The sequence below is a fragment of the Bartonella sp. AR 15-3 genome (assembly GCF_002022445.1).
GTDB lineage: Bacteria > Pseudomonadota > Alphaproteobacteria > Rhizobiales > Rhizobiaceae > Bartonella.
This window is the reverse complement of record NZ_MUYE01000001.1, coordinates 1388238-1413474: the sequence shown is the minus strand read 5'-3', so window position 1 is coordinate 1413474 and position 25237 is coordinate 1388238. Positions and strand designations below refer to the sequence as shown.

General features: G+C 37.2%; 16 protein-coding genes and 5 pseudogenes. 14 read left to right on the top strand and 7 right to left on the bottom strand.

The window, feature by feature from the left end; genetic code table 11:
- Window positions 1–12 precede the first annotated feature (12 nt).
- Together BAR153v2_RS06365 and BAR153v2_RS06360 are read left to right on the top strand one after the other, a co-directional pair.
- A pseudogene (locus BAR153v2_RS06365) lies at window positions 13–1557 on the top strand (heme biosynthesis protein HemY).
- Window positions 1558–1645: 88 nt separating this feature from the next.
- Window positions 1646–2426 (top strand): annotated as a pseudogene (locus tag BAR153v2_RS06360) (gamma-glutamyl-gamma-aminobutyrate hydrolase family protein).
- A 319-nt stretch (window positions 2427–2745) separates the two neighbouring features.
- Here BAR153v2_RS06360 and BAR153v2_RS06355 read toward each other — a convergent pair.
- Window positions 2746–7461 (bottom strand): NAD-glutamate dehydrogenase, encoded by a 4716-nt coding sequence (locus BAR153v2_RS06355; protein ID WP_078680773.1) that lies wholly within the window; start codon window positions 7459–7461, stop codon window positions 2746–2748.
- A gap of 262 nt (window positions 7462–7723) precedes the next feature.
- On the opposite strand from BAR153v2_RS06355, the pseudogene BAR153v2_RS06350 reads away from it, so the two are divergent.
- The 4 genes and pseudogenes from BAR153v2_RS06350 to rpsP form a co-directional block, all read left to right on the top strand.
- Window positions 7724–8287: pseudogene (locus BAR153v2_RS06350) on the top strand (carbonic anhydrase); the annotation flags it as partial.
- A 318-nt stretch (window positions 8288–8605) separates the two neighbouring features.
- Window positions 8606–10164, top strand: a pseudogene (ffh, locus tag BAR153v2_RS06345) (signal recognition particle protein).
- Window positions 10165–10188: 24 nt separating this feature from the next.
- Entirely contained in the window at window positions 10189–10449 is a 261-nt protein-coding gene (locus BAR153v2_RS06340; RefSeq protein ID WP_244548644.1) for a chorismate mutase, read from the top strand.
- A gap of 81 nt (window positions 10450–10530) precedes the next feature.
- A complete protein-coding gene (rpsP, locus tag BAR153v2_RS06335; RefSeq protein ID WP_078680772.1) occupies window positions 10531–10899 on the top strand; it encodes a 30S ribosomal protein S16 in 369 nt (122 codons plus the stop codon).
- 128 nt (window positions 10900–11027) lie between these two features.
- On the opposite strand, the gene BAR153v2_RS06330 is transcribed toward rpsP, so the two are convergent.
- On the bottom strand, window positions 11028–11243 hold the full coding sequence (locus tag BAR153v2_RS06330) for a DUF1674 domain-containing protein (protein WP_078680771.1): 216 nt from the start codon (window positions 11241–11243) through the stop codon (window positions 11028–11030).
- A gap of 82 nt (window positions 11244–11325) precedes the next feature.
- Here BAR153v2_RS06330 and htpX point away from each other — a divergent pair, with 82 nt between their 5' ends.
- The 5 genes and pseudogenes from htpX (at window position 11326) to BAR153v2_RS06305 (ending at window position 17623) form a co-directional block, all read left to right on the top strand.
- The gene (gene htpX, locus BAR153v2_RS06325; protein ID WP_078680770.1) at window positions 11326–12366 is read left to right on the top strand and encodes a zinc metalloprotease HtpX; all 1041 of its coding nucleotides are present in this window, start codon (window positions 11326–11328) and stop codon (window positions 12364–12366) included.
- A 42-nt stretch (window positions 12367–12408) separates the two neighbouring features.
- Window positions 12409–13776 carry an RsmB/NOP family class I SAM-dependent RNA methyltransferase gene (locus BAR153v2_RS06320; RefSeq protein WP_078680769.1) on the top strand — a complete coding sequence of 456 codons (1368 nt, stop codon included), beginning with the start codon at window positions 12409–12411 and terminating at the stop codon, window positions 13774–13776.
- A gap of 57 nt (window positions 13777–13833) precedes the next feature.
- Window positions 13834–15545, top strand: a pseudogene (locus tag BAR153v2_RS06315) (heparinase II/III family protein).
- A gap of 151 nt (window positions 15546–15696) precedes the next feature.
- On the top strand, window positions 15697–17313 hold the full coding sequence (purH, locus tag BAR153v2_RS06310; protein ID WP_078680768.1) for a bifunctional phosphoribosylaminoimidazolecarboxamide formyltransferase/IMP cyclohydrolase: 1617 nt from the start codon (window positions 15697–15699) through the stop codon (window positions 17311–17313).
- 157 nt (window positions 17314–17470) lie between these two features.
- Window positions 17471–17623 carry a DUF1127 domain-containing protein gene (locus tag BAR153v2_RS06305; RefSeq protein WP_078680767.1) on the top strand — a complete coding sequence of 51 codons (153 nt, stop codon included), beginning with the start codon at window positions 17471–17473 and terminating at the stop codon, window positions 17621–17623.
- Between the two features lie 279 nt (window positions 17624–17902).
- Here BAR153v2_RS06305 and BAR153v2_RS06300 read toward each other — a convergent pair whose 3' ends face one another.
- Complete coding sequence (locus BAR153v2_RS06300; RefSeq protein WP_078680766.1) at window positions 17903–18679, bottom strand: SURF1 family protein; 777 nt, start codon at window positions 18677–18679, stop codon at window positions 17903–17905.
- A 246-nt stretch (window positions 18680–18925) separates the two neighbouring features.
- On the opposite strand from BAR153v2_RS06300, the gene rpmB reads away from it, so the two are divergent.
- Both rpmB and BAR153v2_RS06290 read left to right on the top strand, forming a co-directional pair.
- Window positions 18926–19219 (top strand): 50S ribosomal protein L28, encoded by a 294-nt coding sequence (gene rpmB / locus BAR153v2_RS06295; RefSeq protein ID WP_078680980.1) that lies wholly within the window; start codon window positions 18926–18928, stop codon window positions 19217–19219.
- A gap of 106 nt (window positions 19220–19325) precedes the next feature.
- Window positions 19326–19979 (top strand): VUT family protein, encoded by a 654-nt coding sequence (locus tag BAR153v2_RS06290; protein WP_078680765.1) that lies wholly within the window; start codon window positions 19326–19328, stop codon window positions 19977–19979.
- A gap of 169 nt (window positions 19980–20148) precedes the next feature.
- Here the strand turns inward: BAR153v2_RS06290 and cobT are convergent, their stop codons facing one another.
- The 3 genes from cobT to BAR153v2_RS06275 all read right to left on the bottom strand — a co-directional run bounded on the left by cobT (window position 20149) and on the right by BAR153v2_RS06275 (window position 23835).
- A complete protein-coding gene (cobT, locus tag BAR153v2_RS06285; protein WP_078680764.1) occupies window positions 20149–22026 on the bottom strand; it encodes a cobaltochelatase subunit CobT in 1878 nt (625 codons plus the stop codon).
- A gap of 14 nt (window positions 22027–22040) precedes the next feature.
- Window positions 22041–23030 carry a cobaltochelatase subunit CobS gene (gene cobS / locus BAR153v2_RS06280; RefSeq protein ID WP_078680763.1) on the bottom strand — a complete coding sequence of 330 codons (990 nt, stop codon included), beginning with the start codon at window positions 23028–23030 and terminating at the stop codon, window positions 22041–22043.
- A 184-nt stretch (window positions 23031–23214) separates the two neighbouring features.
- Window positions 23215–23835: a J domain-containing protein gene (locus BAR153v2_RS06275; RefSeq protein ID WP_078680762.1), complete on the bottom strand. Its 621-nt coding sequence runs from the start codon at window positions 23833–23835 to the stop codon at window positions 23215–23217.
- Window positions 23836–23965: 130 nt separating this feature from the next.
- Here BAR153v2_RS06275 and BAR153v2_RS06270 point away from each other — a divergent pair, with 130 nt between their 5' ends.
- Entirely contained in the window at window positions 23966–24244 is a 279-nt protein-coding gene (locus BAR153v2_RS06270) for a BolA family transcriptional regulator (RefSeq protein WP_078680761.1), read from the top strand.
- Between the two features lie 26 nt (window positions 24245–24270).
- Here BAR153v2_RS06270 and BAR153v2_RS06265 read toward each other — a convergent pair whose 3' ends face one another.
- On the bottom strand, window positions 24271–25236 hold the full coding sequence (locus tag BAR153v2_RS06265) for a tyrosine recombinase XerC (RefSeq protein WP_078680760.1): 966 nt from the start codon (window positions 25234–25236) through the stop codon (window positions 24271–24273).
- Between the last annotated feature and the right edge of the window lies 1 nt (window position 25237).

Sequence of the window (25237 nt, the reverse complement as noted above, 5' to 3'; positions counted from 1 at the left end):
ATAGGATCAAAAATGATACGGATTTTTATTTATATTTTTGCCGTTTGTGCGATCGGTGCAGTTTTTAGCTGGGGTAGCAATAATAATAACTTTTTGGTCATAACATTTTTGCAGATGCGGTTTACTGTCTCGTTGCTTACGATTATTAGTGGGCTTGTTATACTGTTAACGATATTAGTGTTTTTATGGAAGTTTTTTAGAATTATTTTTTCCATTCCTGGAACTTTATACAGCTTTTTTTCTGGACGTTACCAAGAATATGGACGCAAAGCTCTTATACAGGGTTTGCTTGCAGTTTTCGCAGGTGATTATATAGCTGCACAAAAAATGGAAATACGCGCGTTAAAATACCTTGTAAAAGATTATGAACCATTGATAAAGCTTTTAAGAGCTCAAATCTTATCTTTGCAAAAAGATTCTATGAAAGCTATTGCTCTTTATGAAGAGATGCAAAAAGAAGAACCGACAAAGCTTGCTGGGCTTTATGGTTTGTTTCGTGAAGCTATAAATACAAAAGCTTATGATGTAGCACAGCACTATGCAGAAGAGGCACTAGCTTTGTCACCAGCGCTTTCATGGGCTCAACAGTTTGTTCTCGATCGATTGAGTGCTGAGGGGCAGTGGAATAAAGCACTTGATGTTTTTCATCGAGCGCAAAGAGCTTTGCCACATTCTGATCATTATACTTCAGAGCGTAAGTATACCCATGCTCTTTTATTAAGTGGGTTAGCACTTCATCTTATTGAGACTCAGCTCATGGAAGCACGTAAAGCTATTTTAAAGGCCCATAAATTGATGCCTGATTTTGTACCAATAACGGTGATTATGGTAGATATCCTTTATCGATTAAAAGAAGTTCGCAAAGCTGATAAAATGATTATTAAAGCTTGGCAGAAAAATCCTCATCCTGATTTTGGCACACTTTATCTTAGGAGAGAAGAAAGTGCAGTTGGGCGTTTGAAAAGAGCTAAAACACTTGCTTCTTATAATAAAGATATATTTGAGTCATCTTTTATTGTTGCAAAAGCTGCTCTGGATGCAGGGGAATTGGAATTAGCAAGAGAGTACGCACAAAGAGCACTAACCTATCATCCACGTGAAAGCGTTTATTTATTGTTGGCAGATATTGAAGAAGCACAAGGTAATGGTCAAGGGAGTCGTCAATGGTTGTCTTTAGCATTATGTGCAGAACGTGATCCAGCATGGGCGTGTGATGGTTCTTTTTTTCCTTTTTGGTCGGCAGTTTCTCCAATCAGCGGTCGATTAGGTCGTTGTGAATGGAAAGTACCTCCCCGTTGTCCTCCTATAACATTAGAAATTGATAACATGGCGCTGAAAAAAGAAGACAAAAAAGGTCCCGTAAATGAAAAAAAAGTTATTAAAGATAAATCCTTTGAAAAAAAGTCATTGGTCGGGCCTGATTTTTTATTAAAGTCGCACACAAAAAAAACAGAATAGAAAAAAATTGATCAGGTACTTTTAAATGCTGAAGATTTAGAGAGTAAGGAAGCAGAAGAAAGGATTTCTTTACCAAGAGAGAAATTTCAATTATTTTAGAGGTGTTGTAGATATTTTTGATAAAAATAAGACTCTTATTCATTACAAAATTAAATTAAATCTGGTTATAAAAATAATTGGTTGAAAAATATTTTTCGCGCCAACATGTCTTGATAAAAAACAAAGAAACAGTAAACTAAAAATTGCGATAGTTTTGCATCATCAATCTCCGCAGACTGGTTTTCGGGAAATTTTTACAAAGAAAAGATTTTATTCTTGATTTTTATTATCCTATTTTAGGGCAAAAACTTCCTAAAACATTGAAATATCACGCTGGTGTTGTATTTTAGATGGTCCGATGAGTGTGAATGATAAGGATGCCTATATTCATGAGGAAATTGATTGGGTTTCATTATCTTTGAAAGACAATAAACCTTTTTTGGGAATTTGCCTTGGGGCACAGATGCTTGTAAAATTTAGGTGGGCGTGTTGCTGCAAAAAGCGATAAAAGTGTAGAAATCGGTTGGTATCTCTATTGGCAGGAACTTTGCAGGGAAAGGCACTTATGAATTGGTCAGAAATGGTCTATCATTTACATAATGAAGGGATCCACGATTTGCCTAAAGAAGCTATTCTTTTGGCAAGAGGTCAGACATGTTTCACACGAGCTTTTCATTATAGCAATAATGCAGAGGGTTTACAATTTCATCCTGAATTAACGCGTACAATGATACAAGATTAGTTAATACATTCAGTTCAAGAATTAACTAAAAAAGGTGTTTAGTCTGCTTTTACACCTTTAAAAGGTTATTCACTCTATGGTCAAATTTTGAGAGAATGGTTTTCAATACATTAAACAAATTTTCGGTGTTCCCGCTGTTTGTAATATGAGAATTAAGAATTGTACCGATTCTGCAAATTATTATTAAAAAAGAATTTTAATTTAATAAAGTTATGCCAAACAATGTAATATCAAAAAATCCAAACAGGCATGATCATTATCATGTTCGTGGAAGAAAAGAGAGCAATTGTGAAAAAGAATAAGATTGGTGAATTGCTGATTGTGCTTATTCCACTCTTAGTATGATTTAATATTGATCATATTGTTTAGTATGGATAAGAATAATGCTAATAATATTTTATTCTTAATTTTAAATTCTCTTTTCTTCAAAGCAGATAATTTGTTTTTTTTCTCGCAGATTATGCGCGAGAAGATAAATAAAATTTTTTAAAATTGGTTTTAATGCTTTACGTTTGAAAAGCAATGTTTTTGAGTTGGGCAATCATACTTGCTGTAAAAGTAAAACGTGAAACATTGAGATCACCTTCAATCAAGGCACTAACGCGGTTGATAATATTGTAAATTTGATCTTCACCAGATTTTAACCAAGCTGCTAGAGGATCACTTTTTTCATTATAATTTTTAAAAATTTTTATAACGATTTGTCGCAAGCTCTCAGCAATACTTTCTTTAGCTTCACTTAAGGCCATACCATCATAATAATCAAGGATAGGAATTGCCTGGCGTGCTTCATTAATACGATTTATACGAATAATCTGAGCAAGTGAGAAATAGATTTTTGCGGTTTTCATAAGGTCACTTTTACTTTGTTTTGCAATCAAAGAAATATCACAGATCACTGGAGCAACGTCTAAAAGAGCTAATTGTGTTGCCAAAGCTTTTGGTGCTCCTTCTTCATTGTATTGCGCTGATTTTTCCTCAATTTTTTGATTGATGTCTTGACTATTGGTGTGCATAAGCTTTTTTTCAATTAAGGTACGAGCTGTTTTTATTGTTTGCACAATTTCCTCTAATGGCACTGAAAGATCCATATTACGCAAGCCCCAATTGGTTGCTTCAAAAAGCATAGAAGTGATTGCTGCATAGAATTTATTTTGATTTAATCCCGGTATTTTATTATCAAGATTATCAACTTGCTTTGAAAGCTGAGGAATTTCAAAACTATCTCGGATAACAATGAAAACACGAATGATATTTTCAGTTTTTTGACCTGTTATATCTTGTAAGTGATTAACAAAAGTAGGTCCACCACGATTCACAATATCATTAGCAATGAGGGTTGCAATAATATCACGACGTAATTGGTGTTCAATGATTTCGTTTTTAAAATTTTGATGAAGTTGGGTTGGAAAATAATTCAATAAGGTTGTGTCGAAATAACGATTATCAACAATAGGATTGTTCGCAATTTCTTCTTGCAGAGTTAATTTAGCATAAGCTAAAATAATTGCGAGTTCTTGGCGTATAAGTCCTTGATTTTGGCTAATTCTTTGGCGTAAAGTTTGTTCATTAGGGAGAACTTCAACTTTACGATCTAGAAGTTTTTTCTGTTCTAAATCGTGCATAAAACGTATTTGATAAGGTAAATCAATGACACTTCGGTTTTCAGCTAAGGAAAGCGAAAGGGTTTGCAAATAATTATTACGCAAGACTAATTGTTCAACTTGTGGAGTCATTTTTTTCAACAATTCATTACGGGCTTCACGAGTAAGTTTTTTGGCATGTAGAGCTGAGGCAAGAACAATTTTAATATTAACTTCAAGATCAGAACAATTAACACCTGCGGAATTATCAATGGCATCGGTATTACAGCGTCCACCGTTTAAAACATATTCGATCCGACCGCGTTGCGTAAGACCGAGATTGGCTCCTTCACCAATAACTTTTGCGCGCACTTGTTCGCCAGTGATGCGAATGGAATCATTGGCGCGATCGCCTACTTGAGTATCAGTTTCCGTTGTTGCACGAATATAGGTTCCAATGCCACCAAACCATAAAAGATCTACAGGGGCTTTTAAAATGGCTGAAATAATTTCAAAAGGTGTTCCTGTTTTTTTTTCAAAACCAATAGCTTGTGCTGCTTCAGGAGAAAGAGTGATTGTTTTAGCGGTTCGTGAGAAAATACCACCACCTTTTGAGAGTTTTGTTTGGTCATAATCTTGCCAGCTTGAACGAGGAAGTTGAAAGAGGCGCATACGCTCTGCATAACTTGTTACTATGTTTGGTTCGGGATCGATGAAAATATCGCGATGATCAAAAGCAGCAACCAGCTTTGTTTGTTGAGAAAGTAACATTCCATTCCCAAAAACGTCTCCTGACATATCACCAACTCCAATACAAGTAAAAGGTGTTGTTTGAATGTCGTGATTAAATGATTCTCGAAAATGTCTTTTTACAGCTTCCCATGCACCTTTAGCTGTAATACCAATCGCTTTATGGTCATATCCTGCTGATCCTCCGGAAGCAAAAGCATCGTCAAGCCAAAAATTATTTGCTTGGCTAATAGCATTGGCCGTATCAGAAAAGGTCGCAGTGCCTTTATCGGCAGCAACAACAAAATAAGGATCATCGCCATCATAACAGATTACATTTTGAGGTGGGTATATTTTACCATCGATTAAGTTATCAGTAATCGAAAGGAGTGCTGCAATGTAGTCTGTATAAGCTTGTCGTGCCGCTTCTGTTACAACGGCACGATCATTTGTTTGAGGAAGGTGGTGGGGGAAAAATCCACCTTTCGCACCCACAGGAACAATAACAGCGTTTTTAACTTGTTGAGCTTTAACGAGATCTAATATTTCAGTACGATAATCCAGTGCACGGTCAGACCAACGAATACCACCACGAGCAATAGGACCAAAGCGTAAATGGACACCTTCAACTTCAGGTCCGTAAACAAAAATTTCTCGATAAGGACGTGGTTCAGGTAAACCTTCAATTTGGTGTGGATTTAATTTGGTTGCTATAATGCGCCGTGGGCTTCCATCTGGAAGAGGAGAATAGGCGTTCGTTCGTAAGCTTGCAACAATGAGATTACGATAACGACGCAAAATAAGATCATCATCCAAACTTGGCACTTTCTGCAATTTTTCTTCAATACGTTGTTGAATAATTGCTTCATTGTTGAGTCGTTCTTTTTCTTTATGGCTTTGATGAAATTTCAAATAAAACAAAGCGTAAAGATCTTGAGTAATATCAGGATAAGCATTTAAAGTTTGAGCAACGCGTTTTTGGGAATAAGGAATTCCAGTTTGTTGGAGATAACGCCCATAATGACGCAAGATAACAATTTCACGCCAATCGAGTTGAGCTGTTTGTGTTAAGGCATTAAAGGCATCATTGTTAGTATTTTGTTTCCAAACGGCTTCAAACGTTTCAGCATGCTTTTGTGCGTTTTTATCAAGATCAATATCGAGTTGGAAAGCACTTTCCAATTGCATATCATGAAGATATACAGAATGCCCATAGCTGTCTGAGAGCTCCAATGTCTGTTCAGCAATAACACGAAAGCCCATATTTTCAAGAAGAGGTACACGTTTGGAAAGGGCAAGCGCTTCATTGCGATGAAAGAGACGCAGAGAAATATTTTGTTTTTCTTTATTGTGGGCGCGGTAAAAAGTAACGAAAAGAGCTTTTTCGTTATTAAGACTTAAAATACGATCAGCATCTTTAATGGCATCTTCGGCTGAAAATAAGTCACGATAGCTATTGGGAAAGTGACTGGCTAAAAATATTTGCTGGTCTGTTGCTTTATGAATAAGAGCTACGGTTTGGATGCTATCTTCCCAATTTCGTGTTATAGAGCGAACATGATGTTCCAGTGTGGTTCGCTCAATCACAGGAGCACTGTGATTTCCTGTACAATGGATAATGTAATGGACGCGAATAAGCGTACTTTCTAAGAAGAGTGGATAAGATTCAAAGAAGTCACCTTTATAGGTTTCAACAAGGTATATTCCAATTTTTTCCCGGATATTACTACTATATTGATCACGTGGTACGTAGACAAGAATCGAAACAAAGCGTCCAAAAGGATCGGTGTGAGCGAGTACCCGTAAGCGCGGGCGTTCATCCAATTGCATGATAAGCTCTGCATTTTTTGTTAATGTATCGATATCAGAGCGAAACATTTCATCTCTTGGATAGGTTTCTAATACACTCATCAATGCTTTTCCAGAATAGTCGGTCTGATTATATCCAAGGCGTTGAATAATGGTCTCAGCTTTTTCTTTTAAAAACGGAATTTGCAGAATAGAGTGCGTATAGGCTGAGGATGTAAACAATCCAACAATACGTAATTCTCCACATAGAGATCCTTCTTTATCAAAAATCTTAATACCGATATAATCCAACCAAACAGGGCGGTGAATTTTTGAGCGGCTATTGGCTTTTGTAACAATAAGTAAATTGTCACTTTCCATAAAAGATAAGACTTCTTTGGGGCGCTCTTCTACGCTTGCATCACCAATAATGCGAATAGAAGCATCAGTAAGAATACCTAGCTCAATACTACCGTTTTTAAAGGCTTTTTTTGGTTCTTGACCTTCGGTAAAGTTATAGGTCCGCATTCCAAGGAAGATGAAATTATTATTCATAAGCCATTCGAGAAATTCAATGGCTTTTACTCCTTCACTTTGGTAGTTCGGTGGAAGATTTGTTTGATAGGTATGAATATGCTTCTTAACTTCTTCAACCATGGGTTTCCAGTCTTGTACAGCTGCATTGACTTGTTCAAGAACTAGAGTGATTTCATCTTTAAGCTTTTTTGTCTTTTTTTGGTTTAATGATTCAATGTGGATTTGCATCAAGCTGATACGTTGTCCAGAGGCACATTCAAGAATAGGATGTGCGATCAGATAGATGTGATTTATTTGTTGCTTAAAAACATGTAAAATAGAATCGAGGAGAAAAGGTTTGTTGTCGTTAACCAGTGTAATAACGGTTATAGATTTATCATTGCGCGTTAAAGTGTGTTCAAAATAAATTGTACTTTTACCTGGTTGGTGGGATTTAAATGCTTCGAAGGCTGCATTTATGGCTTTGTGAAGCTCATCTTTTTTATAGAAAGCAATATCTTCTTTATCGGTATGAGCAAAAAGAACCTGTTCTATTTTATTTTGAGTGCTCTTTATATCTAGTTCTGTTTGTGTTGACACAATCATCCTCCCTTTATTTATTGTGGCAACCCTTCCTTTAATATTAAGAGCAGGTCTTTATGCCATTTCTACACTGTAACATCTTCCTTTTAAGGTGAATAGTTATTTATTGTAGCTGATAATAAAATTATTTTCTACTTTGTAAGAAGTGTTTGGTTGTTTTAAGAAAGTATATCTTGTGCTTAACAAGAATATTTTCATTAATTTTATTTTTGTGGAGTAAGAACATATTTTTAAAAGTATATGATGAAAGTAAATATAGCATGACATATATTTACCAGAAAAGCTTTTAAGCGGTTATCAATCTTTTATAACGAATCATTTTACGCATAAAGTGGAACGTTATTGGCAATTAGCGGTGGAAGGACAGAAATCTGAAACTTTAATGATTGCTTGTTATGATTCGCGTGCAATACCAGAAGTTATTTTGATACGAATCCTGGTGAAATGTTTGTGTTGCGTAATGTCGCCAATTTAGTTCCTCCTTCCTTTCCTGACTATCAATATCAGGCAACATCAGCGGCTATTGAATTTGCGGTGCAATTGCTGAATGTTAAGCATATTGTTATTTTGGGGTATGCGCATTGTGGGGGGATTAGGAATGTTCTTAATGGAAAATGTACATCTTTATCATCAGGTGATTTTATTGGTCGATGGATGAGTCTTTTGTTGCCTGCTGGAGAAGCAGTAACCAAGAATAAATTGATCATTCCTTTAAAGCGACAGACTGCGTTAGAACGGATTTTCTATTCGTTATTCACTGCAGAATTTGGAAACATTTCCATGGTTAAAGGCACGTACAGATCAAGAACTTTTGGCAATACACGGTGCTTAGTTTGACATTGCAAATGGTGAATTATGGAGTATGGAACAGGAAACAGGTGATTTATATGTGTTGAGAGTGGAACTTTTGCGCAGGTATAAGTGATTTTTATTTTAGTTTTCATATAAAAAGATGCTGTGTGATATATCTTGACAAAGAAAGGTTTTTGTTGTTTGAAGAAAACAGCATTCAATGACAAGATTAATTTGGAGCCACCGCCTGGGACCCTGTCGTGGTATAAAAAGATCCCAGAGGTCAACATCCGACAACGCATTGCGTCCTCGGGTGCCATGTTGATTTGTTTGTTATGAAGCAATGAGGTAAGTGATGTTTGAAACTTTGCAAGAACGCCTTGGTTCCATTTTATCTAGTTTGACGGGGCGTGGTGTTTTATCAGATCAGGATATAACAACAGCGTTGCGCGAAATTCGCCGTGCTTTGTTGGAGGCTGATGTTGCTTTAGATGTTGTTCGTTCTTTTACCGATAGAGTTCGTGAGAAAGCTGTTGGAGCTGCAATTGTTAAATCAATTAAACCTGGTCAAATGGTTGTGAAAATTGTTCATGATGAACTAGTTCATATGCTTGGGGGGGAGGGTGTTTTAAATGATTTCAATGCACCAGCACCTGTTGTTGTTATGCTGGTTGGTTTACAAGGATCAGGTAAAACAACAACAACAGCAAAACTTGCAAAGCGTTTAACAGATAAGCACAATAAAAAGGTTTTAATGGCATCGTTGGATACACGCCGTCCTGCAGCGCAAGAGCAACTCCGTCAACTAGGGGAGCAAGTACAAATTGCGAGTTTACCGGTTGTTCCTGATCAATCTGCTGTTGATATTTCTGCACGTGCAGTGCAGGCTGCTAAATTAGGGGGGTATGATGTTGTGCTTCTTGATACAGCAGGACGTAACCATATTGATGAAGCACTTATGCTTGAATTAAAAGAAATCAAAGCATCTTCAAAACCTTACGAAATTATGTTGGTGGCTGATAGTCTTACTGGGCAAGACGCGGTTAATCTTGCACGTTCTTTTGATGAGCGTATAGGGATTACGGGAATTATTTTAACACGTATGGAGAGCGATGGTCGTGGTGGAGCTGCTCTTTCAATGCGTGCAGTGACGGGTAAGCCGATTAAAGCAATTGGAACCGGTGAAAAAATGGAGGCTCTAGAAGAGTTTCATCCCCGTCGTATTGCAGATCGTATCCTCGGTATGGGTGATATTGTTTCTTTGGTCGAAAAGACTGCTGAGATAATTGATCGTGAAAAAGTAGCAGCTTTTGCGAAAAAAATGCAGGCTGGAAAATTTGACCTTAATGATTTGGCTGAACAGTTGCATAAAATGAAAAAACTTGGTGGAATGGGAGGCATTATGGGTATGATGCCAGGGTTGAGCAAAGTGAAGGATCAAGTTGCAGCTGCGGGTTTTGATGATCGTCTTTTTAATCGGCAATTAGCAATTATTTCATCTATGACGTATGCAGAACGTGCTAATCCTGAAATTTTAAAACATAGCCGTAAACAAAGAATTGCTAAGGGGTCGGGGACAAGTGCAGCAGATATTAATAAGCTTTTAAAAATGCACCGCCAAATGGCCGATATGGTAAAAGCTATGCGAGGCAAAAATAAAGGCGGTTTTTTGGAGAAAATGTTAGGGGGATCGGTTCCAAAATGGGATTTAGTGGTATGAAAGCTCCTGGAGCTATACCCGATTTATCAGGACTTGATTCAATTCAATTTTCAAAACTGCAAAAGCAGATTGAAAAGGGTCATTTAGGGAGTGGATTACCCGGACTTCCAGAGCGTGGATTAACATTTCCTGGTCTTTTAAATGATCTTTCGAAGGGTAAGGAGAGAAAATCTCCTTTTTCTAAGAAGAAATAAAAGACAAAAAGAGAGGGAAGTGTAATGCAGGAAAAAGCACCCAATAATTTAGGTCATTTGCGGGCATATATTGGTAATTTTGATGCAGCGCTTGTTAATTTTTTAGCAAAAAAGTTTTGTTGTAGGCAAGAGGTAGGAGGGGATAAGGTGCATTATGACTTGTCTACAGTTGATCGTACGTGTGAACAATGTCAGGTAGCACATTTGCAGCAATTAACGCTAGACAGTCATCTTAATCGGAATCTTGCTGAGAAATTTATAGTTCATTCCTCAAGAAGTGATTGATAATCATAAAATGATTTCTAGAGAATACAAAGAAATAAATTAATTTAAACGACAAGTCAAAGATGACAACAGGAGAAAAATATGGCATTAAAAATTCGTTTGTCCCGTGGTGGTTCAAAAAAGCGTCCTTATTATCATATCGTTGTTGCGGATGTGCGTAGTCCGCGTGACGGGCGTTTCCTTGAACGTGTTGGTGCATGGGATCCAATGTTGCCTAAAGATGGAAAACGTGTGAAACTTAATGAAGAGCGTATCCAATATTGGCTTGGTCAAGGAGCTCAACCGACAGATCGTGTTCTGCGATTTTTAGACGCTGCTGGTTTAAAAAAGCGTCCAGCACGTAATAATCCCCATAAAGGTGAGCCTGGTAAAAAAGCGCAAGAACGTATAGCTGCAGCAAAACAAGCTACTGAAGAAGCGTCAGAAACAATTCCAAAGGAAGAAGCATAATTATATTAAACGAATCAACAGTGTGAACCTTAAAAGCTCATACAGCGTAAAATTTCACTATTGGTTTTGTTTTAAAAAGTTTATTTCTTTTAGAAAATGATTTGGTTTTTTAAAAGTCAATAAAAGCTTTAAAAGTCAACGGCTCGGCCTTTCACTTCCCAGTCTCCATAACGCGCGGGATCTTTTCCGCCGCGTCCACCGTTTTCTAATGGTTGGTTTTCATTTGTTGCACATTTACGTCTTTCTTCAGCTTCTTGAAGAGCACGTTGTGCCTCAGGAGGAAACCATGTCTGTTGGGGAATAGTGGTATTTTGTTTACTCATTTTTTTGTCTTTTTTGTTCATTTTGTACCTCAATTTCATTGAAGAAATAACAAGAGAGCCCCATCATATAACAATAATAATATTCTATCATGGAGTTTAAATTATGAATAGAGTGCGTACAACAATGCTTTTAGCTTTTATGACTGCTCTTTTTATGGGGGTTGGTTATCTCGTTGGAGGAAGCAATGGTACGCTTATTGCGTTTTTAATAGCAGGGGGCTTAAACTTTTTTTCCTATTGGAATTCAGATAAAATAGTTTTGCGTATGTATGGAGCCCGTGAGATCGATCAGTATTCTGCACCAGTTTATTATAATATTGTGAGTGAATTGGCTCAAAAAGCCTCTCTTCCTCTACCGAAGATTTATATCATTGATAGTGCGCAGCCGAATGCTTTTGCTACGGGGCGCAATCCACAAAATGCTGCTGTTGCTGCTAGTACAGGGTTGTTGGAAAAATTAAGTGCAGAAGAAATTTCTGGAGTTATGGCTCATGAACTAGCGCATATTGAACATCGTGATACATTAACGATGACTCTTACAGCAACAATTGCAGGAGCTATTTCAATGCTTGGTAACTTTGCTTTATTGATGGGAAGACCGCGTAATTCTTCTAAAGGTGCAGGAACATTTGTCAGTATTATTGCTATGTTGATAGCACCTTTAGCTGCTATGATAGTGCAAATGGCTATTAGCCGTACCCGTGAGTATGCTGCTGATAGGAGAGGTGCTGAAATATGTGGTAATCCTTTATGGTTAGCTTCGGCTTTGAGAAAGATTGCAGGGGGTGGACATACGCTCTATAATGAAAAGGCAGAACATCATCCAGCGACAGCTCATATGTTTATTATTAATCCTTTAAGCGGTGAAGGTGCGGATAGCCTTTTTTCTACACATCCAGCGACAGAAAATCGCATTGCGGCATTGCAACAGCAAGCCGTAGAAATGAATATATCAACAATTGATCAAGGCATTATTAAGCACTACGAGGAGGATAAATTGAAAGGGCTAAACAATATCTTGGGCTCTGAAAATCTAAGTTTTAAGGATGAGAATAATACATTAAGCTCTCAAGAGACAAATGTTTTGCCATGGGTGAAAAATCGTCCTGCTTGGCTTCGTCGTAGAAATCCTAGGAAATCTTAATCATAGAGATTAAAAAGAAAAAAGTAGAATAAAGGCATTGTTTTGAAAGATAAAAAAGCGGGGCATATGTTTGAGATAAATGTGCCTGGGTTGATTGTTCGGCAAGTTTGCGTTCGTTTATTAGGTGCTGTGCTTGATAAGCGCACATCTCTTGCTGGTTTGACAGATAATGAGTATGGTCATCCACAATATTTAAAGCTTTCATATCGTGATCGTTTATTATGTCGGGCTATTTTGGGAGCGGCATTACGTCATCGAAGTCAGATTACAGTAGCTTTGTCACACTTTTTGGTGCAACCTTTGCCAGCGCAAGCATTTTCATTGCATCATCTTTTACATATCAGTATAACTCAAATTCTTTATCTTGATATTCCCGACCATGCAGCAATTGATTTAGCGGTACGCGTGGCAAAGATTGATTCACGTCTGCGCCGTTTCTCGGGATTAGTGAATGCTATTTTACGGAATTGTGCACGTGAGGCGGCTATTTTGCGGGTGCAAACGCCTACAATTGAAGCTATTCCAACGTGGTTCAGGCAACTTTTAGTATCGACATATGGAGTAGAGAAAGCTGACCAAATTTTAGCTATTCAAAGTATAATACCTCCTCTTGATTTGACGGTGAAATCTGATAGCGCTGGTTGGGCAAAGCGGTTGGGAGGAATTGTTTTGCCTAATGGTTCAGTTAGGCTTGTTTCTTCGGCTTATTCTGTCGCTGATTTACCAGGTTATGCAGAGGGAGCTTGGTGGGTTCAAGATGTTGCAGCTGCTTTACCTATACGTTTGTTAGGAAATATTCATGACAAAAAGGTAGCAGATCTTTGCGCAAGTCCTGGAGGTAAAACAGCGCAATTGGCTTTGCAGGGAGCAGATGTAACAGCTATCGATATTTCAGCCAATCGATTAAAGCGTTTAAGGGAAAATATTAACCGACTCAATTTTTCAGTGCACTATTGGCATGGTGATTTAAGACAGTTTCATCCTGATCAGCTTTTTGATGCTGTTCTTCTTGATACTCCTTGTTCTTCTACAGGGACAATACGCCGTCATCCAGATATTTTATGGACAAAAACAATGGAGGATGTCACCAAATTAGCAGAGATGCAATATGATTTGCTTTTAGCAGCGATTGCTTTAGTGAAAAAAAATGGACGCATTGTTTTTTCCAATTGTTCATTGGCAAAAGAAGAGGGCGAAGATCTTGTTAAGAAAATTTTATCAACACGTCATGATATTGTCTTAGAGCCTATTTTAGCAGAAGAAATGGGTGCTATGGCACATTTGGTGTCAATGGAAGGTTGCTTGCGCACAATACCTTCTGATTGTTGTGATGGAAATTTTAATACAGAGGAAAAATTATTCTTAGGAATGGATGGTTTTTTTGCAGCACGTTTCCGAAAGGTACATTAATTAACGTTTCATTTACTCAAATAGTTGAAGTTGTATTTGATAAATGTAGACGGAGATATGGTTGTGGTAATTACAGAGATTGCTCCTCAGATAAAGGCATCAACCGTTTTATATGCGATACAACAATTTCTACGACGTTTATGGGCAGGACCACTCTTTCGTTGGCGATTTTCTGGTTTTCGTCCACAAAAAATTTTAGCGCATCCAATTGATTTGCATCTAGCTGATCCAATGATGGCGCATGAATTTTATCATGGCCGTTTTTCTTTTTCTGGTTGTACAGTACAATCGGACGCTCTTTCGCCTTTTTCATTAGTGCCACCAATGTTGCAATGGGAAATAGCACTGCATGATTTTCATTGGTTGCGTCATATGACAGCTGCACGGAGTGAGTTGGCAAAAGCTTATGCGCGTTCTTTGGTGGAAGATTGGTTGGAGCATCATAGTAAGAAGATAAAAGGTCCTTCTTGGAGTGGAGCGGTTGTGGCAAGACGGCTCATTTCATGGATTTGTCATTCACAAATGTTATTAGAGGGGGGAGTGAGGACTTTGAAAAGCGTTTTTTACGTTCACTTGGTTTTCAGTTTCGCTATTTGCGCATTTTGATTCGTTGTATGGAAGCAAATGAACAGCGCTTACAAGCTGCAATTTCTTTAGCAGTTGCATCTTTAGCTTTGCCTGTTTCTGCAGCAGTGAAGAAAAAAGTACAAACTTATCTTATTTATGAACTTTCACATCAAGTTCTTATTGATGGTGGGCATATTTCCCGTAGTCCTGCTATTTTGCTCGATTTATTATCGGATTTGTTATCTTTGCGTCATCTATATATGTACAGTAATGAAACAGCACCGCGTATTTTAATTAATTCTGTTGAGCGTATGTTGCCTGCTTTGCGATTTTTTATTCATGAAGATCAAACATTAGCCCGTTTCAATGGCGTTGGGCCTATTATACCAGCACGTTTATCGGCTATTTTAAATTGTGATGAAACAGTTGGGCATCCTTTTAGTCATGCCCGTTATTCTGGTTTTCAGCGTTTACAGGCTAATCAAACGACAGTTCTTGCAGATACGGGAAAGTTTGCGCCACCTTCTGTTGCAGGATATACATGTTCAGGATGTTTATCATTTGAGATGTCTTCGCAGGGAAAACGTTTTATTATTAACACAGGGATTAATCCTTATGGTTCTGCAGAATATCAACATTTTGGACGTTTGACAGCAGCACATTCAACAGCAACAGTGAATGATTTTTCAGTGGGCACTTTTCGTAAAAAAAAGAACAATGGCGTTTCCCTTTTACTTGAAGGACCAACGGATGTTCAAGTACAACGCATAGAAGATTTAGAAAAAATTGGTTTTATTGCATGTCATGATGGCTATGTAAAGCCTTTTAATCTTATGCATGAACGTGGCCTTATTTTAGCTAGAAATGGGGAAGTGATTGAGGGTTTTGATCACTTTTTTACACCGCAGAAAAATCGATGGTATAGATATAAGACAAATCATAATGAAGGCGATAGTGTTGCTGTTCGGTTTCATCTTAATCCGCAGGTTGAGGCCCGTTATGATGGCAATCGCGTCTGCTTAACTGTAGAAAGTGGCCAGGAGTGGCATTTTACATCACTTGATGCTGAAATTTTTCTCGAAGATTCAATTGATTTTGCTGATTTAAAAGGTTCACAACGAACACGGCAAATTGTTTTATATTTCCGTCCTGCATTACAAAGAAAAATTCATTGGCGTTTTATACGTCATAGATTAGCATAATGTTCGCTTAGGAATATCAACCAAGATGATTCTATTCTTTGTGAGTTGGAGCATTTGCTGGATGTTCCTGAGGTGTGTTTTGGCAAAAGCTTATGCTATATCCATAGTGGCTTTTTTTGAATTTTAGCCATTTTATTTTAGGATTTCTATTATGGTTGTTATTGCAAAACAATTTTCTACGGTCGATCTTCGTCACATTCGTCGTGCTCTTCTTTCTGTCTCTGATAAAACTGGTTTGATTGAGTTTGCGCAAACACTGCATGCTTATGGAATTGAGTTAATTTCAACGGGAGGAACCTCCAAAGAATTAAGTGCTGCCGGATTACCTGTCATCGATGTTTCTGATATTACAGGGTTTCCAGAAATAATGGATGGACGCGTTAAAACACTCCATCCTTTGGTTCATGGTGCTTTATTAGGAATAAGAGACGATCCACACCATAGGGCTGCTATGGAACAGCATGGTATCAATGAAATTGATCTTCTCGTTGTTAATCTTTATCCCTTTGAAGAAACTGCTCGGTTGGGGGTAGATTCGCAGACAATTCTTGAAAATATTGATATTGGTGGACCCGCAATGATCCGTGCGGCGGCTAAGAATCACGCTTATATTGGCGTTGTGACAGCAGTTTGTGATTATGCATTAGTCATGGATGAATTAAAGCAGCATGATGGGTGTTTAAGCTTTTTATTGCGGCGTCAATTAGCAACACATGCTTATGAGCGTACAGCTGCTTATGACGCTGCGATAGCAGCTTGGTTTGCAAAAGATTTAAAGATTCAAGCACCGTCTTGGCAGAGTTTTTCTGGTCATCTTGAAAGTGTGATGCGCTATGGAGAAAATCCACATCAAAAAGCGGCATTTTATCTCTCTGGTGATAAACGTTTTGGTGTTGCTACTGCGACACTTTTGCAAGGAAAAAAACTTTCTTACAATAATATAAATGATACCGATATGGCATTCGAACTTGTCTCAGAATTTAATTCTCAAAAAAGCGCTGCTGTTGCTATTATTAAACATGCTAATCCCTGTGGTGTTGCAGAAGGGCAGAATTTAAAAGAGGCTTATTTGAAAGCTTTGGCGTGTGATAATATTTCAGCATTTGGTGGTATTATTGCTTTAAATCGGCCTCTTGATGAAGCCTGTGCAGAAGAGATTATTAAAATTTTCACTGAAGTGATTATTACTCCTGATGCTACAATGCCTGCACGTGAAATCATTGCTCAGAAAAAAAATCTTCGTTTATTGATAACAGGAGGAATGCCTGATCCACGTGATAACGGGTTCGTTGCTAAAACACTTTCAGGAGGACTATTAGTGCAGACGCGCGATAATGCAGTTGTTGATGATCTTGAATTGCAAATAGTAACAAAACGAGCGCCAAGCCAAGATGAATTACGTGATCTTAAATTTGCTTTTCGTGTTGTTAAACACGTCAAATCAAACGCTATTGTTTATGCAAAAAATAACGCAACAGTTGGGATTGGAGCCGGTCAAATGAGTCGTATCGATTCGGCAAGAATTGCAGCGCGTAAGGCTAAAGAAAGTGCGCAAAAAATGAACTTAACAGAATCTTTAACCAAGGGATCTGTTGTTGCATCAGATGCATTTTTCCCCTTTGCAGATGGCTTGCTATCCGTGATTGAAGCTGGTGCAACAGCGGTTATTCAACCAGGTGGATCGATACGCGATGAGGAAGTTATCGCAGCAGCCAATGAACATGATCTAGCAATGGTTTTTACAGGAGTGAGACATTTTCGCCACTAAATTTGTAATCTTTCTTTATTTTTTATTCTCAAAAATAAGAAAAACATGCTTCTGTGTTATAAATGCAAATCAGTTATGCAATTATAACACTCCTCATTTTTGTAATTTGTTTTATCTTATTTGCTTAGGAATTTAATATAACGGTTTGGTGAAAAGTATGAATATTTTCCGTTCTTATAGTCAGTGGCGTCGTTATCGTCGGACGATTAATGCGTTAAGTAGTCTTTCGACATATGAGCTTAGTGATCTTGGCATTAATCGTGCTGATATTAATTCGGTTGCATGGCGTTCTTCCCGTAAATCATTGTAATATTATTATTTGATAAAAACATAGTTTATGAAATCGTCTAGCGTTTTAAAGAGCGGTTTTTGTGTTTATAGTGTTTTCAGTAAATCTTAAAGAAAGACATTATTTTCTGCTAGTCTAGAGGGTGCAGTATGTTATCCTCTAGGGAGGGAATATAACGGAAAAACAGAAAAATAAGCTGTCATTTGTTCTGCTCTCGAGAAGTGTTAAGTATAGTTTGAGAATAAGAATTAAGTCCCTGCGTTTAGGAAGGGTATAAGGGAGGAGAGTTTTTTACTCTTTTCAGTTTTTATATCGTAGCAGAAGAAGAGATGTCCCTAAAACACCAGCAGCTAAAATAAACCATGTTATAGCATATGTTAAGTGGTTATTATGAAATTGCACAACAGTCAGGCCAGGAATGGGAAGATTTTCTTGTGGAACTGTTTGTAATTGAGCATCAATAAAATAGGGAGCAACAGGAGAAAGGTTTAGTTTTTGGGCCATAGCGGGGAGTTCGCGTGTATGCCATAAATTTTGGTCAGGTTTGTTTTTGCGTGGAAAAACCCCATTTTTTTCACTCATCCGTAAAAGGCCAGTAATTGTGGTCTGATCCAGAGTATGTGCTTGATTGTTATCAAGCGAAGCGTTTTTTTCTTCTTGTTCAAATTGATGACGTGCTTCCATAGGAATAAAACCACGATTGACAAAAGTTACTGTATCATCGGTTGTTTTTAAAGGAGTTAAAACCCAATAACCAGTGGTATTTTGTGTAACAGCGGTTACGAAAATATTTTTGTTTGTAAGCAGTTTCCCAGTGATTGTGACGGGACGATATTCATCTTTATTAAAAGTAATATTCGGCCATTGGTTGTAAGGTGGTGCTTTGATAGGTGTGAGATGAATACGTTGATTAGCACTAGTAATAAGATTTGTTTTCCATTTTAGCCGTTGTAGTTGCCATACGCCTAATGCACTAAAGACAACAAACAGAAATACCCATAAAATGCTCAATAGAACAGAAACAAGACGGATGCTTTTGCGTTGGAGGTTTATTTTAGAATGATTCAGTGTAACCATGATAAGGGCCTTTTAACATGAAAGAAGCTAAAAGAAAGTATTTTATAGGCTTTTATCCGAAAAATGATAAAATAACTGATAAAGGGGTGAAAATATCTCTAAAAGGCTTGACTTTTATAGCCAATAACTTATAAATTCGGTTCTCCAATAATGCTCGTTCAAGGTGATGGGTGGATTTGTTGTTTGCATCCATTTTATTTTTCTGGTATTGGAGTTTGGAATTTCTTAAATTTAAAGGTGAAATCTATGTCTCGTGCCTGCGAATTGACAGGAAAAGCAGTTCAGTATGGCAATAATGTCAGCCATGCGAATAATAAAACCCGTCGTCGTTTTTTACCAAATCTTTGCAATGTGACATTGATCTCGGAATTGCTTCAGCAAAGTTATCGTTTGCGTGTTTCTGCAAGTGCTTTACGTTCGGTTGAGCATCGTGGTGGTCTTGATAATTTTTTGATTAAAGCTGATGATAAAGAACTATCACAGCGTGGGCGTTTATTAAAACGTCAGATTATGAAAAAAAAAGCTGAAAAAGTTGCTTAATTCTTTATTCTTTAGTTTTGCTGCAGAATGTTTACTTTCGTTTAGGGAAAGAAAGGGTTTGACTATTTAGATCCAATATTTTGATTCTATTCCCTAGGTAAAAAAAATGTCTTCAACATATAAATCTTTAGCTGCACAAAAAGAGAGGAGTCATCTTTTTTTTGCAAGCTTTGCAATGTGTGTTGCGGTAGTTGCTTCCAATATTTTGGTTCAATATCCTGTTGGCTTATTTGATTTGGATGCGCTATTAACCTATGGAGCTTTTACATATCCCTTTTCTTTTTTAATTAATGATTTGACCAACCGTTTTTATGGTCCGTATGCAGCAAGGCGTGTTGTGTATGTTGGTTTTATTTCTGCTGCTTTTATTTCTTGGATATTAGCTACACCACGTCTCGCAATTGCTTCTAGTACAGCGTTTTTATTTGGGCAATTACTTGATATAATAGTCTTCACACCTTTGCGTCGTAAAACATGGTGGAAAGCACCTTTAATAGCAGCATTAGTTGGTTCAGCTTTAGATACAATTTTGTTTTTTTCTCTTGCTTTCGCAAGCAGTTTTTCCTTTATCGATCAATTGGTTGACGATTCTGATGGTTCTATTATTGACAGTATTATTTTCATAGGTATTGAAATTCCTGTTTGGTTTTCACTTGCTTTTGGTGATTTTTCAATAAAAATTATTATGAGCCTATTTATGCTTGTGCCTTATGGAGTAATTTTGAAGAGTTTTCGGACTCCTTTTTATCAAGGGCGTTGAGAAGAAAAGATATCTTTTGTTTATTCAGAATAACGATATTTATTATATTATGCTACAAAATAGAAAGATTTTTCTTTCTATTCTTGGCAAAAGCTGACGTGTAATAGTATTTATGCAGGGTTCAATGGGTTGGTTGGAGTCTTTATCTCTTCAAATTCTGTTCTAAAAATTAAGGATTCTTATTAAAGAGTGCTATAAGCTGTTTTGTTATGGCATTCGCTAACTCTTCGGCATTGATGATTGTTACAGCGCGTTGATAATAACGTGTTACATCATGGCCTATACCGATAGCGATGAGTTCTACAGGGGAGTTCGCTTGAATTTCTTGAATCACAGCACGCAAATGTTTGTCCAGATAATTACTGGGATTAACAGAAAGAGTTGAATCGTCAACAGGAGCACCATCAGAAATAACTATCAATATTCGACGATTTTCATAGCGTGATATAAGGCGCTGATGCGCCCAAATGAGGGCTTCTCCATCGATATTTTCTTTCAGTAATCCTTCTTGTAGCATTAAGCCCAAATTGCGTCGAGCGCGGCGCCATGGTGTATCAGCACTTTTATAAATAATATGGCACAAGTCATTCAAGCGCCCTGGATGAGAGGGTTTATTTTGATTGATCCACTTTTCGCGCGATTGTCCTCCTTTCCAAGCTTTTGTGGTGAAACCTAAAATTTCTACTTTGACTCCACAACGTTCAAGAGTTTGTGCTAAAATATCAGCACAACTTGCTGCAACGGTAATGGGGCGTTCTCGCATGGATCCTGAATTATCAATAAGCAGCGAAACAACTGTATCACGAAATTGTGTTTCACATTCCATTTTAAAAGAAGGCGGGTGCATTGGATCAATAATGAGGCGTGGAAGGCGTGTTGTGTCAAGATAACCTTCTTCGAGATCGAAATTCCAAGCACGGTTTTGTTGTGCCATGAGGCGGCGTTGGAGTCGGTTTGCTAGGCGTCCAACAATGCTTTGGAGATGATTTAATTGTTGATCAAGATAATGACGTAAATGGTCTAACTCTGTTGCAGAACAAAAATGAGTTGCATCCAAAATAGTATCAAATTCATGGGTAAAAATTTTATAATCGGCTAAATTTTCCATTTTCTGAGAAGCATTAAGAAAGTATTTTGATTTTCTTGATTTGTTTTGTTGAGAATTCTCTTGTTCGTCTTTAGGTATGTCATTATTATTTGACTGAATGGCTTTTTCTTTTCCTTTATTTTGTGCATCGTTACTTTGTTCGGTTGTTTTTTGTTTGTCACTTTGAGATTTTTTTTCCTTGGCACTTTCTTCTTCTGTTTGATTTTGCGTATCGTGGTTGTTTTTTTGTTTTTTAGAAATTTGATTATCAGAGTTTACTTTTAATGGATTAGCCATTTCGAGTACAACGAGCATTTGACGCGCTATCTGTGCGAAAACCTTTTGGTTATAAACATGAATTGTTAGTTCATGTAATTCCCTTGCGACTTTTTTTTCTATTGACTGACGCCATAACTCTAAGACGAGCCCGGCTTCTCGTGGGGGAAGGCGTTTTGTTATTTTTTCACGCAATAAAAGCGCAATCGCTTCTTGAAAAGGAGCTTCATTTTGATTCCTAATCATTTGATAACGGGCTTTTTTATATTTATCAGCGAGCATTATCTCAATATTTTGTGCGATTCCTTTCATTGTTAAAGTGCCAATTGCTTCAATACGTGTTTGTTCAAGTGTATCAAAAATAGCTCGTGCTTCTGGTTCTGTCGGGGCAAACTGGGTATGAATATGCTTATCATGCCATGCTTTGCGTAGTGCCATAGAATCGCCTAATCCACGAGTAACAGCTATATTTTTATCTGTTATTTGTTGAGGTAATTCTGGTAAACGCGCACAATTCTTGCTTAATGATGGCTTGTTATGACTAAACATAACGTTAAGTTCGCGTGTGTTAGCAATAGCACGAATACAAGTAGAAATGGCTCTTTTAAAAGTTTCAATATCAAAGTCGCTATTAGAAGAATGTTTTGCTGAATTTTTACTGTTATCGCCTACTTTTGCAGTCATGATTGACGCATTCCTTAAGGCAAGACCTGATGAATAAATGATTCAGGAAGCTCATTTCCAAAGGCGCGTTGATAAAATTCTGCAACAGTTGCTCTTTCAAGTTCGTCACATTTATTGAGGAAAGTTAAACGGAAAGCAAAACCAATATTTTGAAAAATTGTGGTATTTTCTGCCCAAGTTATAACGGTACGCGGGCTCATAACTGTAGAAATATCTCCATTCATAAAAGCTTTGCGCACCATATCAGCAACATGTACCATTTGTGAGATAGTTTTTTTACCCTCAGTAGTTTGGAAATATTTTACCTTCGAGCAAATAATATCAACTTCTTTATCATGAGGTAAATAATTTAATATTGTTACAATTGACCAACGATCCATTTGAGCTTGATTGATTTGTTGGGTACCATGATACAGCCCTGTTGTATCGCCAAGACCAATAGTATTTGCTGTTGCAAAAAGTCGAAATGCTGGATGAGGAGTAATAACGCGGTTTTGATCAAGTAAACTAAGGCGTCCAGAAGATTCAAGCAGTCGCTGGATGACAAACATAACATCTGGTCGTCCTGCATCATATTCGTCAAAAATGAGAGCAATATTATTTTGATAAGCCCATGGCAAAATACCATCTTTAAATTCGGTGATTTGTAAGCCCTCTTTCAAGACGATAGCATCTTTTCCGATTAAATCAATGCGACTAATATGTCCATCAAGATTAATTCGAATACAAGGCCAATTAAGACGTGCAGCAACTTGTTCAATATGCGTTGATTTTCCTGTTCCATGATAGCCGGATATCATAACACGTCGGTTAAAAGCGAAACCTGCCAAAAGTGCTAAAGTTGTTTGTTGATCAAAAAGATAATCAGGATCTATATCAGGAACATGAAAGCTTTTTGTGCTAAAAGCAGGCACTTTCATTTCAGTATCGATATTAAATACATCCTGAGCCCAGACTGTTGTGTCAGGCATATTTGAGACTGTAAGATTTGTTTTTGTCGTCATTTTGGGAAAGATATTCGCTGTTTATTATTTTGTTGCCAAACAATATAGAACATGGATCACTTATGCAAATGCTCTAATGGTAAAAGAGATTAGCTATAAAAGAGATGCTGTGTTGCATGATATTTTTCAAAAATCTTAAATATTTAATAATTGAACAATAGAATGGAGTATTTGAATATAGATTTTAGCATCTGCCAGATTTTTTCAGTAAATTATAGGCATGAAGTACATTACGAAAACGTTCTTCTGAAGAACGATTCCCACCATTAGCATCAGGGTGATGTTTTTTAACAAGCTCCTTATATTTTGTCTTGATATCTTCAGCTGAAGCATTTTCTTGTAATCCCAAAGTCTCAAAAGCTTTGGCTTCCAAAGGTTTTAGTTTTCGTGTATCCGGACTCTTTGAGTGTCGTTGGGTAAAAAGTTTAAATGGATCACGCATACGATTTTGGTAAGCAGCAGTTCCGGATCTGATTTTTGCATAATCGGAAGCTGTTTTTTTTGCCGTGCTGTTATTAAGGCTTGCAGACCATGTTGGCCGATGTCCTGTAAGAGAATCTTTTTGAAACTTCGCAATGTCTTTATCGCTGAGACCTGAGAAATAATTAAAATTTTTATTATAAGCACGAATATGTTCAATACAAAAATATAGATATTGGCCTTCATGATTTCGTCCTGCTGGTGCTTTATGTGCTCCTGTTTTTTCGCATCCTTCCCATTGGCATTGTTGTATTTGTAATTGACTCTGTTTGTTTTTGTTTGAGCTAATACGAATTGAGTCGAATAATTTAGATGTTGTTGTCATATTTTTGCCTTATGCAAGATCGATCTTTTTGATAAGAATTGACTTGTAAAAAATTTATTTCCACACTTAATTCTCTTAAAGTTTGTATTGAAAAATTAGCTGCAATATCCATTTTTGTGAAGGGAAAAAGATGTCTTGTACGGTTTATACAATCATTGAAACAAAACTGCGTGATGCTTTCTTGCCGCAAAAGCTTGAAATAATTAATGAAAGCCATCTTCATGCAGGTCATTCTCATGACGAATATGCTTTTGATGGTAAGGGGGAAACACATTTCCGTGTGAAAATGCTTTCTTCTTCTTTTTCTGGTATGAAGCGTGTAGAAATACATCGGGCGATTTATAAAGTTTTACAGCAAGAGTTGGCAACAAACATTCATGCTTTAGCGCTTGAGATTGAAAGTATTTAACATGTTTTTTCTCAGTTCAAAAGTTTTTAGGCACGTGGATGTGCTTTTTGGTAAATTTCTAATAAATGATTTGTATCAATATGGGTGTAGATTTGTGTTGTGGATAAGCAAGCATGGCCGAGAAGTTCTTGAATAGTGCGTAAATCTCCTCCCCGTGATAAAAGATGGGTAGCAAAAGAATGACGTAATGCATGTGGTGTGGTTGTTTCTGGTAAGCCAAGATGAGCCCGTAAGTTTTGAACAGTTCGTTGAATAATAGCGGGTTGTAGAGGTTTTCCCCGGACACCACGGAATATTGGCTGATTGTTTACTAAAGGATAAGGACAGCATTTAAGATAATTCTTTATTGCTGTATGAGCAATTGGTATCAGTGGAATAAGGCGCGTTTTCCCTCCTTTCCCAGTGATAGGTAAGCTTTTTATATTGGGATCAGAAAATTTTTCTGGAGTGAGTGCTAAAGCTTCTGATATTCGCATTCCACAACCATAAAGAAGGATCAAGATAGCGGTGTTACGAGCAATAATCCAGGGCTCAGTTTCTTGTTGATTGTCTTCTCTCACTATACGGAGTGCTGATTCTATGGTCAAAGATTTTGGTAATGATTTTGGATATTTTGGTGTTCGTACAAGTTTTGCAGCAGGGACATTAACAAGTTGTTCACGGGATAAATAGTTGAAAAAAGAACGTAAGCTCGCCATGTTCCGACTTAAAGAGCGAGCATTTATGTTTTGTGTTCGACGATAAGCTAAATAAGCGCGCAAATCAGCTACACGCAAATCAGCTAGATCGTTGAGAGTTGGTTGATATCCTAAATGTTTACAAAGAAAAAATAAAAATTGCCTTGTATCACGTTCATAAGCAACAACTGTATGAACAGCCATTCTACGTGTTTGTGTAAGATGATCCAGCCAATTCTTCCTCGCAATGAGAAGAGTATGATCAGCTGGAATTAGAGGAACTATTTCATTTTTACTATCACATTCGAGGAGCATT

Excerpts from the sequence above, each read along its gene's own strand:
- BAR153v2_RS06330 (WP_078680771.1), bottom strand. The coding sequence starts at position 11,243 with ATGAACAAAAAAGACAAAAAAATGAGTAAACAAAATACCACTATTCCC.
- cobS (WP_078680763.1), bottom strand. The coding sequence starts at position 23,030 with ATGACGACAAAAACAAATCTTACAGTCTCAAATATGCCTGACACAACA.
- BAR153v2_RS06275 (WP_078680762.1), bottom strand. The coding sequence starts at position 23,835 with ATGACAACAACATCTAAATTATTCGACTCAATTCGTATTAGCTCAAAC.
- htpX (WP_078680770.1), top strand. The coding sequence starts at position 11,326 with ATGAATAGAGTGCGTACAACAATGCTTTTAGCTTTTATGACTGCTCTT.
- rpmB (WP_078680980.1), top strand. The coding sequence starts at position 18,926 with ATGTCTCGTGCCTGCGAATTGACAGGAAAAGCAGTTCAGTATGGCAAT.
- BAR153v2_RS06305 (WP_078680767.1), top strand. The coding sequence starts at position 17,471 with ATGAATATTTTCCGTTCTTATAGTCAGTGGCGTCGTTATCGTCGGACG.
- purH (WP_078680768.1), top strand. The coding sequence starts at position 15,697 with ATGGTTGTTATTGCAAAACAATTTTCTACGGTCGATCTTCGTCACATT.
- BAR153v2_RS06340 (WP_244548644.1), top strand. The coding sequence starts at position 10,189 with ATGCAGGAAAAAGCACCCAATAATTTAGGTCATTTGCGGGCATATATT.
- BAR153v2_RS06265 (WP_078680760.1), bottom strand. The coding sequence starts at position 25,236 with ATGCTCCTCGAATGTGATAGTAAAAATGAAATAGTTCCTCTAATTCCA.
- BAR153v2_RS06270 (WP_078680761.1), top strand. The coding sequence starts at position 23,966 with ATGTCTTGTACGGTTTATACAATCATTGAAACAAAACTGCGTGATGCT.
- BAR153v2_RS06300 (WP_078680766.1), bottom strand. The coding sequence starts at position 18,679 with ATGGTTACACTGAATCATTCTAAAATAAACCTCCAACGCAAAAGCATC.
- rpsP (WP_078680772.1), top strand. The coding sequence starts at position 10,531 with ATGGCATTAAAAATTCGTTTGTCCCGTGGTGGTTCAAAAAAGCGTCCT.
- cobT (WP_078680764.1), bottom strand. The coding sequence starts at position 22,026 with ATGACTGCAAAAGTAGGCGATAACAGTAAAAATTCAGCAAAACATTCT.
- BAR153v2_RS06290 (WP_078680765.1), top strand. The coding sequence starts at position 19,326 with ATGTCTTCAACATATAAATCTTTAGCTGCACAAAAAGAGAGGAGTCAT.
- BAR153v2_RS06355 (WP_078680773.1), bottom strand. The coding sequence starts at position 7,461 with ATGATTGTGTCAACACAAACAGAACTAGATATAAAGAGCACTCAAAAT.